Source organism: Planotetraspora phitsanulokensis, from assembly GCF_016863295.1.
GTDB lineage: Bacteria > Actinomycetota > Actinomycetes > Streptosporangiales > Streptosporangiaceae > Planotetraspora > Planotetraspora phitsanulokensis.
This window is the reverse complement of the sequence record NZ_BOOP01000041.1, coordinates 42,629-55,875: the sequence shown is the minus strand read 5'-3', so window position 1 is coordinate 55,875 and position 13,247 is coordinate 42,629. Positions and strand designations below refer to the sequence as shown.

At 70.3% G+C, this 13,247-nt stretch carries 13 protein-coding genes; 3 read left to right on the top strand and 10 right to left on the bottom strand.

From position 1 onward, the window contains the following. Positions 1-142 precede the first annotated feature (142 nt). Positions 143-1,495 carry a DUF1996 domain-containing protein gene (locus tag Pph01_RS35995; RefSeq protein ID WP_204077691.1) on the top strand — a complete coding sequence of 451 codons (1,353 nt, stop codon included), beginning with the start codon at positions 143-145 and terminating at the stop codon, positions 1,493-1,495. Positions 1,496-1,573: 78 nt separating this feature from the next. On the opposite strand, the gene Pph01_RS35990 is transcribed toward Pph01_RS35995, so the two are convergent. After that, a complete protein-coding gene (locus Pph01_RS35990; RefSeq protein WP_204077690.1) occupies positions 1,574-2,368 on the bottom strand; it encodes an SDR family NAD(P)-dependent oxidoreductase in 795 nt (264 codons plus the stop codon). A gap of 239 nt (positions 2,369-2,607) precedes the next feature. Here Pph01_RS35990 and Pph01_RS35985 point away from each other — a divergent pair, with 239 nt between their 5' ends. After that, the gene (locus tag Pph01_RS35985) at positions 2,608-3,108 is read left to right on the top strand and encodes an ester cyclase (RefSeq protein ID WP_204077689.1); all 501 of its coding nucleotides are present in this window, start codon (positions 2,608-2,610) and stop codon (positions 3,106-3,108) included. Here the strand turns inward: Pph01_RS35985 and Pph01_RS35980 are convergent. Then, entirely contained in the window at positions 3,060-3,233 is a 174-nt protein-coding gene (locus tag Pph01_RS35980; RefSeq protein ID WP_204077688.1) for a hypothetical protein, read from the bottom strand. The two genes, Pph01_RS35985 and Pph01_RS35980, sit on opposite strands and share 49 nt — an antisense overlap. A gap of 48 nt (positions 3,234-3,281) precedes the next feature. Between Pph01_RS35980 and Pph01_RS35975 the strand changes: the two genes are divergently transcribed. Next, positions 3,282-3,809 carry a GNAT family N-acetyltransferase gene (locus tag Pph01_RS35975; protein ID WP_204077687.1) on the top strand — a complete coding sequence of 176 codons (528 nt, stop codon included), beginning with the start codon at positions 3,282-3,284 and terminating at the stop codon, positions 3,807-3,809. 129 nt (positions 3,810-3,938) lie between these two features. Here the strand turns inward: Pph01_RS35975 and Pph01_RS35970 are convergent, their stop codons facing one another. From Pph01_RS35970 to Pph01_RS35935, 8 genes are all read right to left on the bottom strand, one after another. Then, the gene (locus tag Pph01_RS35970; protein ID WP_204077686.1) at positions 3,939-4,088 is read right to left on the bottom strand and encodes a hypothetical protein; all 150 of its coding nucleotides are present in this window, start codon (positions 4,086-4,088) and stop codon (positions 3,939-3,941) included. 3 nt (positions 4,089-4,091) lie between these two features. Then, positions 4,092-5,177, bottom strand: a complete 1,086-nt coding sequence (locus Pph01_RS35965) for a sialidase family protein (protein WP_204077685.1) — start codon at positions 5,175-5,177, stop codon at positions 4,092-4,094. A gap of 85 nt (positions 5,178-5,262) precedes the next feature. Beyond that, a complete protein-coding gene (locus tag Pph01_RS35960) occupies positions 5,263-5,922 on the bottom strand; it encodes a hypothetical protein (RefSeq protein ID WP_204077684.1) in 660 nt (219 codons plus the stop codon). A gap of 439 nt (positions 5,923-6,361) precedes the next feature. Then, positions 6,362-7,522 (bottom strand): cation:proton antiporter, encoded by a 1,161-nt coding sequence (locus Pph01_RS35955; RefSeq protein WP_204077683.1) that lies wholly within the window; start codon positions 7,520-7,522, stop codon positions 6,362-6,364. An 8-nt stretch (positions 7,523-7,530) separates the two neighbouring features. Continuing rightward, complete coding sequence (locus Pph01_RS35950) at positions 7,531-8,013, bottom strand: cation:proton antiporter regulatory subunit (protein WP_204077733.1); 483 nt, start codon at positions 8,011-8,013, stop codon at positions 7,531-7,533. 80 nt (positions 8,014-8,093) lie between these two features. Then, complete coding sequence (locus Pph01_RS35945; RefSeq protein ID WP_239117266.1) at positions 8,094-11,318, bottom strand: ATP-binding protein; 3,225 nt, start codon at positions 11,316-11,318, stop codon at positions 8,094-8,096. Then, a complete protein-coding gene (locus tag Pph01_RS35940) occupies positions 11,315-11,923 on the bottom strand; it encodes a hypothetical protein (protein ID WP_204077682.1) in 609 nt (202 codons plus the stop codon). Before Pph01_RS35940 ends, Pph01_RS35945 begins: the two co-directional genes overlap by 4 nt. Further along, positions 11,916-13,187 carry an endonuclease domain-containing protein gene (locus Pph01_RS35935; protein ID WP_204077681.1) on the bottom strand — a complete coding sequence of 424 codons (1,272 nt, stop codon included), beginning with the start codon at positions 13,185-13,187 and terminating at the stop codon, positions 11,916-11,918. The genes Pph01_RS35940 and Pph01_RS35935 overlap by 8 nt, the downstream gene beginning before the upstream one ends. Positions 13,188-13,247: the final 60 nt, after the last annotated feature.

Here is a 13,247-nt window from a genome sequence, read left to right as displayed (position 1 = left end):
AGCGGATGAACCGCGAATTTCACCGAGTTCAAACGAGCTTCTTGACAACCCCTGACAGCCCGGTCCACTCTCGTGGAGAGCGCTCTCCCACCTCCTTCGCCGTCGCCGCAGGGCCCAGCACCCCCCGCAGTGAGGAGAGAACATGCACCCACCCCGCAGTCCCGGCCGGCTCCGGTTCGCGCTGGTCGTCGCGGCCGCGGCCGCCATGGTCGCGGCGCTCGTCGCGGTCGTCAGCCCCGCGGTCGCGGCCGACGCCCTGCTGTCGCAGGGCAGGCAGGCCACCGCGTCGTCCAGCGAAGGAGGGGCCTACGCCGCCTACCTCGCCGTCGACGGCAACCCGGGGACGCGCTGGGCAAGCGCGTTCAGCGACCCGCAATGGCTACAGGTCGACCTGGGAGCCACCGCCACGATCAGCCAGGCCGTCCTGACCTGGGAATCCGCCTACGCCACCGCCTTCAAAATCCAAACCTCCCCCAACGGCACGACCTGGACCGACGCCTACAGCACCACCACCGGCACCGGCGGAACCCAGACCATCACCCTCACCGGCACCGGCCGCTACGTCCGCCTATACGCCACAGCCAGAGCCACCGGATACGGCTACTCCCTCTGGGAATTCAAGATCTACGGGACCGGCGGATCACCGGCTCCGACCCCCTCCCCCACGGGCACCTCCCTGGTCACCCACCACGAGTTCCAGGCGAACTGCAGCGTGACGCAGAGCCGTCCCGACGACCCGATCGTCTACCCCGGCCTGCCGGGGGCGTCGCACATGCACACGTTCGTCGGCAACGTGACGACCACGGCGAGCTCCACCCTCGCCTCCCTCCTCGCGGGAGGAACATCGTGCGTCGTCCCCGCCGACAAGTCGAGCTACTGGTTCCCCCCGGTCTACAAGGGTGACCAGCTCATCGTGCCGGTCGGCCCGCAGGTGCTCTACTACAAGTCCGGCGTGCTCGACTACACCTCCGTGCGCCCGTTCCCCCAGGGCCTCCGGTTCGTGGTCGGCAGTCCCACCGCGACCCAGTCCGACTTCCAGCACGCCCCCGGCGCGGTCGAGGGCTGGGAGTGCGGGGAGAGCTTCCACAACTGGGACTTCCCGGCCTCCTGCCCGGCCGGAAGCCAGCTCAACGTCCGTTATCAGGCCCCGAGCTGCTGGGACGGCGTCCACCTCGACAGCGCCGATCACAAGAGCCACATGGCCTACCCGGTCAACGGCGAGTGCCCGGTGACGCACCCCGTCGCGGTGCCGATGCTCGAATACAAGATCGCCTTCCCTGCCGACGGCGACATGGCGCAGGTGAGGCTGTCCAGCGGCCGCGGCTACACCTGGCACTACGACTTCTTCAACGCCTGGGACCCCGCCACGCTGGCCGCCCTGGTCACCCACTGCATCAACGGCGGTCTGCAGTGCAACGCCCGCGGCTACGACCTGTACAAGCCCGAACGCGGCGCGGCCCTCGACGAGAACTACCGGTTGCCCGGGCATCCGTGAGTCACGCTCCGGGCCGCTGACCTCAGGTCCCCGCCGTGCCGTCCTCGGCGGGGACCCCTGGGCACTGGCCGCAGATCCTCACGGGAGGATGTGGTCGGCGCAGCCGCCGTCCACGCGCAGTGCGCCTCCCGTGGTCGCCGAGGCGAGGTCGGAGCTGAGATAGACCACCATGTTGGCGATCTCCTCGGGGTCGATCAGCCGCTTGATCAGCGACGTAGGGCGCAGCCGCGACATGAACTCGGCCTCGGCCCGCTCCCAGGGCAGATCCTCGCCGAGGAGCCCGCGGATGAACTCCTCGACGCCCTCGGACCGCGTGGGACCGGCGATCACGGCGTTGACGGTCACCCCGGTTCCGGCCACCGCCTTGGCGAACCCGCGCGACACCCCGAGCAGCGCCGTCTTCGTCACGCCGTAATGGACCATCTCGATGGGAATCACCACGGCGGACTCGCTGGCCATGAACTGGACACGCCCCCATCCGCGGTCGCGCATGCCGGGCAGGTAGTGGCGTGCCAGCCGCACCCCCGACATGACGTTGACGTTCCAGTAGTGCAGCCAGGTCTCGTCGTCGATCTCCAGCACCGGCTGAGGCGCGTAGATCCCGAGGTTGTTGATGAGGACGTCCACGGCGGGCAGCGCGCCGAACACGGTCGCCGCTCCCTCCGGCGTCGAGACGTCGGCGGCGATCCCGTCGATCCGGGCGCGCGGATCGGCGGCCCGCAACTCCTCGACGACCGCCTCGACGCGGTCCGCGGCTCTGCCGTTGATCACCGTGTCCGCCCCGGCGGCCGCCAGCCGGGCCGCGATCACCCGGCCGATCCCGTGCGTGGAGCCGCTGACGAAGGCCGTGCGGCCTGCGAGGTCGATGTGCATGCAGGTTCCCTACCCATGCCGGTCGCACCACCTTCTGCCTGCCGTTTCGAGGGGTACCACCTGGCGTTCGGCGCGGCCCTCATCATCGTCCTGTTCGTGCTCCCCCCGGCGCGGTCCCCTCCGCCTGCGGCCATGGTCATACCGGACGGCGCGGCGAGCGATGCGAGCAGACGATCTTGAACAGTTCTTTGCCCACGGCTCGATAGCTTGAGAATCCGCATGACTTCGAGGGGGCACGCATGAAGCCCGATGCCCGGCGCATGGCCGATCTTTTGTACGGCGCGATCAACAAACACGACATCGACGCGTTGTTGCGGCATTTCCACGCCGATGCCGTCCTCGTCTCACCCGCGGGCGTCGCGGAGGGCGCGGCGGAGATCGCGTGGCACTACGAGCACATCTTCGTCGCCTTCCCCGATCTCGCCTTCACGCCGTGGCAGGGGATGCTCCCCGCAGATCCGGCCTTCACCGAGTGGACCATGAACGGCACGCACACCGGGCCCTTCTGGCTGCCCAACGGCGAGACGCTGGAGGGCACCGGCCGCCGCGTCACCGTCCGCGGCTGCGCTGCGTGCACGCTGGAAGACGGCCTGATCATCACGCACCGTGTGTATTTCGACCAGCTCGAGCTCTACGCCCAGCTCGGGTGCGAGCTGTCCCCCGCGGCTCCTGATCCGGGCATGAACCCCGCTCAGGCCGGCAGGAAGATCCACGCCGCCGATTCCCGTCCCGACTCGTAACGAGAGTCGAGCCGCTTGCCCACCGCGGCGGCTTCGGGGAGGACGCGCTTCAGCACCCGGTCCACGTCGTTGTCGTTGACGTCGCCCAGCGCGCCTCTCCAGGGCCCCGCCGCTCGAACGTACACCGGGATGCGAGAAGGTATGCCGCAGAAACCGACGCATCTGGAGGTGAGATGTTCAGCCGGGCACTGGGAGACGATGCTGAGCTGCGTCCGTTGGAGCCGTGGCAGGCAGGCGAGTTCACCGCCTACATCGACCGGGTACGCGATGCGCTCAAGCCCTGGATCCCGTGGGCCTACTCCGTCGTGGACGAGGCGTCGGCTCGTGCATTCCTGCAGGACTACGCCGATCGCCAAGCCGCCGACACTGGTCGCATCTTCGGCTTGTACGTCTCGGGCGTCCTGCAGGGTGGTATCGTCTACCGCGCCTTCAACGCCACTCAGGGCGTCTGCGAGATCGGCGTCTGGCTCTCTCCGGAGGTACGAGGCAGGGGCCTGATCACCCTGGCCTGCCGTGCGCTCATCGACTGGGCGCTCAACGTGCGTGGGATGGTCCGCGTCGAGTGGCTGTGCGACCCCCGTAACGAGGCCAGTATCGCCGCCGCCCGACGCCTCGGTTTCACCCACGAGGGCACCCACCGCAAAGCCTTCCACCTCGACGGCGAACACCGCGACGTACAGGTCTGGGCCATCGTCGCCTGACGCCCCGGTCGCGGAGGTCGGTGAGCGCCGTCTGTGTGGCTGCCGGCATGGGACCAGGCTACTGGCCGAGATCCGGGCGCGGAGTGTGGTCGGTCCGGAAGCCGGCCACCGCGGTGATCGCCGTAGGGATCAGGTGCTGCCGGTCGTGACGATCAGTCGGCTCCCGGTCGTCGCCTTGGCCGGCGCCGTCTCGAGCAAGTTGTCGCGCACGTATTGATTGAAGGCCGCCGTCGTAAAGATGCTGTTCGCGACGGCCGTCATCGGGGCCGACCAGGCCATTCGCTATCCCCTTATCTCCGCGATCGGGACCGACGTGAACGTGATCGTTTCGTTCGGCCCGAAGTCGCCCGTCTCGTACAGCACCCCGACCGCGCCGTCCATGAGGACCATGTCCGAGTACGCGGCAGGGAGGCCGGACACCTGGTGGCCGATCGTCCATGTTCGGCCGTCGTCCTCAGAGACACGGATCGCCATGGCGGCCCGGTCAGTCGGATGCGACGGCCCGGAGTAGAGGAGCCGCCCGTCCGGGAGGGCGAGCACGGAGCCCTCGACGACCGGAGTGGTGATGGTCGCCTGCGGCCGGTACGCCCGCTCGAGGGTCTGTCCGCCGTCGACGGAGATGGCATCGGCGCGAGTGCCGGGCGCGGTGTCGTTCTGGCCCCGTGCCGAGAAGTACAGCCGGCCGTCCGGCAGTTCGGCCACGGTCGACTCGTTCTCGTTGACGTACCCGTTCGTGGCCGAGCTCGTGAACCCGACCTGCCACGTGACCCCGCCGTCGTCGGAGTAGATGGAGTGGGCGCCGTAGTACTTGTTCTCCGTGCCCGTGTCCGACCCTGCCGGAGGCTTGGAGTGGTTGGCCGCCACGACCAGGCGGCCTGCGTGCGGCGCCGCCTGCTTGGCGACGCCGTGCCCGGGGCCGGTGGCGTACCACCGCCACCCCGCGTCTTTGACCGTGGTGACCTCCACTGGCGCCGACCAGGTCACCGCGTTGTCGGCGGACCGCTGCACATACACCCGGCGGGTCGTCGCCGCGGACGCTTGACCTTGCATGATCTGCGCCTCTGTCAGCGCACCGCCGTTGCGGCAGGACAGCAGCACGATGTCCCCGGACGCGGGGTCGACCATGACGGTCGGGTTGCCGGCGGTGTCGGACCCGTGGTTGGTGACGACTCGCTGGGCCAGCCACGTGGTGCCGCCGTCGAAGGAGCGGCGGGCGACGATATCGACGTTCCCGGTGTCGGAGGTCGTGTGCCGGCCCTCGGCGAACGCGACGAGGATCCCGGATGGGGTTCGGACGATGGCTGGGATCCGGTAGACGTCGTATCCCCCGATGCCTGCCTGGAAGACGACGCTCGTGGCCACGGTCACCCTGGCCTCCCCTGTGACTGTTAGAAGCGGAGCCGCCATAACAATGGACGCGGTGAGTGAGCGAACGGCTACATTGCGCATCGGGTTAGGAAACCCCATGCTCCGCGTTCTCGTCCCACAAATCCGCAGGGGTCTGCCCATGCGGTATGCCAGCGCGCACCGCGACACTGTGGTCCTGGAGGTACCAGTTCCGGCTGCCCGGGATCGGCCGCCGCGCCAGGACCTCCATGAGCTCCGGCCCGTCGGCCGGCCACTCGATGTCCGACGTGAAGAAGACGAGCGAGGTGTCGTCGAGGCCGCGCACGCCGAACTTGCCGTCGTTGAAGCCGCGGCCGGCGGCGTCGAAGGTGAAGACGGGACTGGGCTGGGCCGGAACCTTCTCGCAGCCGAGGACGATCTCATGGATCTTGCCGCGATCGATGGTGTGCTCGATCCGTTCGACGAAGAATTCGGCGGACAGGCCGGTCTGCGGCTCGATGATGGTGATCCGGTCGGATAGGTCACGGGCGAGCGCGGCGGCGATCCGCGAACTCGGGGTGGTGTCTCCGCAGACGATCCGGATGCGGACGGTCGGCAGTCGCTGGGCACGCTGCGCGAGGACCGCGTCGGCGATCGCACGGGCGTCGTGGACGTTGGCCCACGGCGCGTCATTCGGGTTGCTGCGTTCGCCGTACTGCTGGACCGATGTGGAGTCGACCGCCTCGACCACCGTGGTCCGCAGGACCGGCACGTTGAAGGCGCGCAACTGGAGGGTGTCGAAGACGGCCGGCCCACCGACCGCGCGCAGCGTGATCGGTGTCGACTGGCCGGACGTGCGGGAGAGGGAGTTCGGTGACGCCCCCGGACCGCACGAGGTAGTCCCGCCCGGACTGCGGGCGGCGAGCCTCGGAGAAGGGGTCGCTGGTCTGTACGCGGACCACCACGGATTCGCCCTCGGTCAGGGAGTAGGAGCTGTCGTCGGACCAGACGACGCTGGGCTCGGCGTCGCGGCCGCGCTCCCCGACACTGAAGCTGTGCGACCGCGCGTGGTGCTCCTGGATCACGAAGGTGTCGTCGCCGCCCGCCTCGGGCGCGGTCTCGGGGATCGGCTCGCGCGTGCGCCGGGGGTCGCGCTTGCCTCGGTAGGGCTCGAGTCTGTCCGCCACGCCGAAGCACCTACCCCCGGAGCACGCTCCCGATCTCCCTCAGGCCCGTTTGGCGATGGCGGTGATGAACGGCTGGACCAGCCGCGCGGCGAGCGGGCCGAACGCCGCCAGGATGAGCACGTACGCGGCCGCGACCGGCCCGAGATCGGGATGGGCGCCGGCCGCCACGGCCAGCCCGGCGATCACGATGTTGAACTCGCCCCTGGGGATCAGCGCGATGCCGGCACGGGCCCATCCCGCTCTCGCGATGCCCGCCCTGCGGGCGGCGTACGCGCCGGAGAGCAGCTTGGTGATCATGCTGACGATCGCGAGCAGCGCCGCGAGCCAAACAACGGGCCCGATCTTGGCCGGGTCGGTCTGCAGGCCGAAGAACACGAAGAACACCGCGGCGAACAGGTCGCGCAGCGGCGCGAGCAACGCCTGCGCGTCCTCCGCGAGCTTCCCCGACAGGGCGATGCCGACCAGGAACGCGCCCACCGCCGCGGACACCTGCAGTTGTTGCGCCACTCCCGCGACCAGCAGGGCGAGGCCGACCACCTTCAGCAGGAGCACCTCGGAGTTGGGGCTCTCGACGAACGCCTGGATGAACCTCCCGAAGCGCAGGGCGACCACCAGCACGACGCTGACCGTCGCCAGCGCGATCGCCACCGTGACCGCACCACTGACGAAGCTGAGCCCGGCCAGCACGGCCGTCAGGACCGGGAGGTAGATCGCCATGGTCAGGTCCTCGAAGACGAGCAACGACAGGACCACGGGGGTCTCCCTGTTGCCGATCCAGCCGAGGTCCGACAGGACCTTCGCCGTGATGCCCGACGACGTGGCGTAGGTGACGCCGGCCATCGCGAGAGCGGCGACCGGCCCCCAGCCGAGCAGGAGCGCGAACACCGCGCCCGGCACGGCGTTGAGCACGACGTCGACGAGCCCCGCGCGGGCGTTGCCCTTGAGGCTGGTCACGAGCTCGCCCGCGTTGTACTCCAGGCCGAGGGTCAGCAGGAGGAGGATGACACCGAGCTCGGCTCCGACGGAGATGAACTCCTCGCTGGTCGCGAGCGGCAGGATGCCGCCGGTGCCGAACGCCAGTCCGGCGATCAGATAGAGGGGGATGGGCGAGATTCCCACACGCAGGGCTAACGCACCGAGGATGCCGAGCCCGAGGACCACCGCGCCGAATTCCAGGAACAGTATTGCTGTTTCGTGCACAAGCCGGCCTAACCGTTGGACAGGATGTCGGCGACGGCGGCGGTGCTCTCGGGGCTGCCCACCACCACGACGACGTCACCGTCGGCCAGCAGGAAGTCCGGCCCGGGGCTGGCGGCGACCAGCCCTGAGCGGACGATCGCCACGATGGACGCGCCGGTCCTGGTGCGGACGCGGGCGTCCCCCATCGCGCGGCCGGCGTACGGCGAGTCAGGCAGGATCGGCAGCTGCAGGCTGACCAGCCCCTCGACCTCGCGATGCAGGTCGTTGAGGCGCTGGACGATGCGCGGAGCGCCGAGCAGCTCGGCGAGCGCATCGGCCTCCTCGTCGTTGAGTTTCACGGTCTCGCAGGCGCGGTCGGGATCGTCGGGGTCGTAGATCACCAGGTCGCGGCGGCCGGTTCGGTGGGAGACCACGCCGATGCGGCGCCCCGACCGTGTCGTGAACTCGTGCCGCAGCCCGATTCCCGGCAACGCCGTCTGCTCGACCTCCACCTGCACCTACCGCCTTTTCTCGATACGGGAGCTTTCCGACTACCGTACCTGTGTTGGCGTTCAGGTGGCTTTGCGTGAATCTACAGTTTTCTAGCCCTCTGGATGACCTCCTCCGTCGTCAGCGGGCTTCTCGGATGGTGGCTCAGGCACATGGGGGCCTGGATCCTGGCGAACGCCGTCCCCTCGACGCCGGCGTAGAACTCGCCGGGGCCGAGGTGCCCGACGTCCCCGATGGCGCTGTTCTTGGACCTCGCCACCTCCTTGGCCGCCTCGATCTGGGCGGGGCTGTTGAGCAGTCCGAAGAACTGGGTGGCGGAGTTCCCGGGGATGCGGTTGTGCAGCCCTTTCGGGGCCTGCGTCGCGAAGACGAGGCCGAGGCCGTACTTGCGGGCCTGGGAGGCGAGCGCCAGCGTGCTGTGCGTGCACGCGGTCATCGCCCCGGACGGCGCGAACGTCTGCGCCTCGTCCATGACGAACAGGCCGCCCAGCGGCCGGTCGCCGGCCGGGTTCCTTCTGATCCACGAGAACAGCGCGAGCTGCAGCAGGTTGACGAAACTCTGCCGCTGCTCGTCGGACGGCAGGCCGACGAAGCTGATCACTGAGATGCGGGCCCTCTTGCCGGGCGGCGGGGTCAGCAGCACCCCGGGGTCGGCCGCCGCGCCCTCGCCGCCGAACAGCGGGTCGCTGACCATCGTCGCCGTGAGGTTCTGTGCGATCTCCGCCGCGATCTTGTCGGCGCCGGCGAGCGTGCTCACCCCTTCGGAAAGCTCGGACAGCAGCGCGATCAGACCGTGCAGGCCGGCGGTCCCGTGCCGCCCGTAGTACTCGACCGCCTCCTTCAGGACCGCCCGGCCGCGGTGGGCCTTCTGCGTGTTGCCTTCGAGCTTCGCCCGGGGCACCAGCGACGAGACGGCCGCGTCGACGGCCTCTCGGAACTCGTCCGCGTCGTCCAGCACGCCGCTGAAATCCGGAAGCGGCTGGAAGGCCAGGGGGCGCCCGCCGACCCGGCCGGGCGTCCAGACCGTGACGTCGGTGCCCGCGAGGTAGCGCTCGGCCTTGTCCGCGTCGCCGTCCCCCCATTGCCCGGGCCGCTCCGGCCAGCGGTCGCCGAGGCGTGCGAGGTCGTTGTTGGGGTCGAGCACGATGGCCGACACCCCCTCAAGCGCGCACTCCTCGATCAGCCGGCGGATCAGCACGGTCTTCCCCGAACCCGAGCCGGCGAAGATCGACGTGTGTTTCCGCAGCGCCTCCAGGCCGACTCGGACGGGAACCCGGTCGGCGGTCGTCCCGATCACGATCGACGGGGCGTCCGCGCTTCCCGTGAGGGCCGGCACGGCCGACGCCTTCTCACCCCGGGTCGCCGCCGCCGCGTCCGTCGGGAGATCCACGGCCGGGGCGCCCACATCACCGCCCGTGGCGGCCACCGGCGCCGCGGTATCCCCTTCCTCGGCGGGCGTGCCGTACGGAACGGTCCACACGTCGCCGAGCGCGTCGCCGAGCAGCTTGATCTCGCCGGTCGGCCGTCTGGCGGCGAGCCACGCCTGCAGGGTGGGCGAATTCTCCTTCAGCAGGGCCCGGAGCGCCGCGAGGATCTTCAGGTCCTCCTCCTCGACCCGCAGGGTCCTGCCGCCCGCCCGCTCGAAGGCCGCGACCGCCTCCCGCGTCTTGGCGCCGCCCGACCACTCGGTGTTGCGCAGCAGGAACAACCTGCGTTTGCCCAGGGCGGAGTCCAGCGCCGCCGCGACCGACGCGTTGCGCAGCCGGGTGAGGGCGGCGTTGGCGTGAGCCGCCGCTATCGCGCGGAAGCTCCAGTGCTCCTCGTCTTCCGTGGCCTCGTCGAGGGACCGCCGCAGACGCGCATGGAGGGGCGGCTTCGCGCTGGGTGGGGCGTCCTGGCTGAACGTCCGCCCGCTCTCGCCCCGCTCGGCGATCCACGCGGCGAGCCCCGCGGACAGGAGCGCCGGCATCGTCGTGTCCTCCGTCGCGGGATCGAGCGCCGCCGCGGCCTCCGCCGCGACCTGTGCCGCGCTCCTCAGCTCGGTGTACCGGGCGTCCAGCGCGCCGAGATCCGCCTCGGGCACGACGAAGTGGGGCGTGGGAACGTGCTCGGGGGCCATCGCGCCGGCGCCGTCGAAGCCCGCCAGCTCCGTGATCTCGCCTGCGGCCCGGCAGGACCGGATGTGCGCGTCGATCCTCATCAGGATCTGCCGCGGAGTGAGCCCGGGCACGGAGTCGAAGGCGCTCGGCCTGACCGGCCAGGACGGATGGGGCGGCCGGAAGCCCACGGAGCGGTAGTGCGCCCCGAGCCGTCGTTCGACCAGGGCGCGGCCGGTCTCGGCATCGGGGACGGCCTTGAGCTGAACGGGCTTGCGGAACCGGTCCTGCACCGTGTCGGTGGCGTTCGTCTTGATGAGCGCCCACGTCGCAGGAATGCATGAGAGGACGGTGAGCGTGCGTCTGGTGACCTCGCGCAGCGCCATGAGGCCGCCCGCGAACTGGTCCATCACCAGCGCCTCGCGCCAGTCGCCCGTACGGTCCAGCGTCCGGGTCGCCGCTGTTGAGATGAATGCGTCGATCTGATCGATCGCCATGACGGAGGGACCGGTGAGCGCGAGCAGGCGGGACACGTCCCTGACGATCTCCTGCGGAGACCGCCATCCTCGCCGTATGCCCCAGGGCGCACGATCCCCCGGTTCCTCTTCCGGCTGCGAATAGAGCAGCGCATCCGCGACGTCCTGATTGTGCGGATCCTTGGAGGCGCGGAGCACGAGTGCTCTCGCGACGTCCTGGCTCTCCCTGCCGATGTGCCCGTCGTAGCCGCGCAGCGCCTCGATGAAGACGTCGAGAGCCTCCGCGGTCACCGGAGTGTCGCCGATCACCGCGCGCCGCACCATCCTGGACACGCCCACCTGCGAGGAGATGCGGCGCAGGAACGCCTTGAGCTGGCTCTCGCCGTCCAGCTCGCGCGACAGGTTGTCCATCATCGAGTTCACGACGTTGACCCAGAACGTGCCGGCGTCCAAGAGCCCGACGAGGAAGAAGTAGCCACCCTCTTCCTGGACCTTCTCCCGGATCCAGCCGAGCAGGTGCGTCTTGCCCACACCGCGCTGACCCTCGATGACCAGCCCGATCGGGCTCGTTCCCGCGCTCCGGGCGGCCTCGCCCACACCGTCGAGGACCGCCTGCGCGGTCGGCCGGTTCAACGCCTCGACGTGGAAGAGCGACGGGCTCCAGACGTCTTCGGGGCCGGAGGCCCAGTTGAACGTGAGCGCGGAGAGCGCGGTGTTCGCGTCGACCGTCATCATGCTCCGATCGAGATGAGGTGCTTGTCCTGGTCGCCGATGACCAGCGCGGCTTCCCGGTCGCGCCGGGTGAGGGCCTTCTGGTTCGACTCCGGGACGACGTTCACGTCGGGCATGGCGGCCATCCGCCTGAGCGTCTCGTCCACCTTCGTCCTCGCGGCGTCGCGCAGGAGCACGCGGAGTTCCGTGAGGCTCACCCAGCCTCCCGGCTCCCTGGCCAGCTCCGCGTAGGCCTCCCGGATGAGGGCCTCGACGTCGGACGCGGGCCCGAAGACGTCGGCGAGCCTGCGATCGGTCCGCTCCATGAAGCCCTGGACGCCGCTCATCAGCGCCCGGGCCGTCGTCCAAGGCGACCCGGTGACCTTGACTGTGCCGGCGCGGAACTCCTCCGCCACCCGTGCCCAGCCCGCGTCGGTCAGCACGTGGACGTACGGGCGCCCCTGCTTCCAGCTGTCGACGAGTTTCAGCTCGTTCAACTTCCGGCGGTCGGCGCCGTCGAGCGTGATGCCGTGGCGCGCCTTCATGTCGGTGTTGGAGATCTCACCCGCCTCCACCATGAGCACGACGAGGGCGGCGATCTGGGGCAGGGACAGGTTTATGTCAGCCATGGTGTGACCCTTCGAACGTTCCAGTGCGGCGGCTCGTGACGAACCGCTCCAGCTGGCGGACGACAGCGGCGAGATCGGAGGCGATCTGGTCATTCGTGAAGCGCAGCACGGCGAAGCCGTCGAGCTGGAGTTGCACGTCGCGCCGCCGGTCGGCTTCGAAGCGGACCGCCTCGCGATGTTCCGGGCCGTCGACCTCGACCACGCACCGCTCCTCACGCCAGAGGAGGTCGAGCCGGAAGGTGCGGGCGAGGGCGTGGGACCGGTGGGTCTGGTTCCAGGCCCGCCCGGCGGCCCATTGGCTGGAGGCCAGTGCCCTCTCCAGCGCCTGTTCGGCGGCGCTCGCCGGGTGCGGGCGCCCCGTCACGGCCGGGTAGCCGATGGCGGGCTCGCCCGTGCGGGGTTCGGAGGCGCCGTGCCCGCGACCATCGGGACCCTTCCGTACGGACGTCTCGGTCCGGGCGGGTATCGGCCGGAGAGAGCCCGCGGGCGCGTCAGCGGGAACCGGCGGGAGGGAGTCCGCAGGCGCGTCAGCGGTAACCGGCGGGAGGGAGCCCGCGGGCGCGTGAGCGGTAACCGGCGGGAGGGAGCCGGCGGGCGTGTGAGCGGTAACGGCCGCGTGTACGGAGGTCTCCGGCACGTCGCGGGCTATGGCGGCGACGTCCTCCGGGAGCCGCACGGCCACGGTCTCCAGGCGGTCGGCGCGGACGACGCGCGCGCCGGTGAGCCACACGCCCATACCGGAGCGATGGGCCAGCCACTCGCATCCCGCGACCAGCACGTCCTCGTCCCGGGCCGAAAGGCCCTCGGGGACGTCGACCAGCAACGCGACCTGCCGGCGGCCGAACGCCGCGGCGAGCACGCGCGCGAGACCGGCTGCCCGCACCTCGGCGGGAAACCGCGTGGGCCCTGGCGCCTGTCCGGTCAGGGACGCCTGAGCGAGGTCGGCCACGAAAGGGCCGAAGTGATGCGTGCCCGAGGCCATCCGCAGGGCGAGCGCCCGGACCGCGCCGACTCCGGCTCCCCCGGGTTCGATGCCCTCGGCGTCCGGCAGCCAGGCCGGATAGAGAGCGACGGCGGCCGTTTCGAGCTCCGACAACACCGACTCGACCATGGCGGAGGCGGTGGGCGCCGCACTCGCGGCGTAGGTGAGGACGGCGGGGGCACCAGCGGGCAGCGATTCCAGCGACAGCGCGAGGGCTTCGCGGCCGGCTCCCGCCAGGCAGATGACGCGGCCTGTCGGCAGCTCCGCCCATGAACGCGCCACGCCGCTTCACCTGATCTCTGGTGATCCCCGGGTAACTCGACCTGCCGACGCTATAAGGGA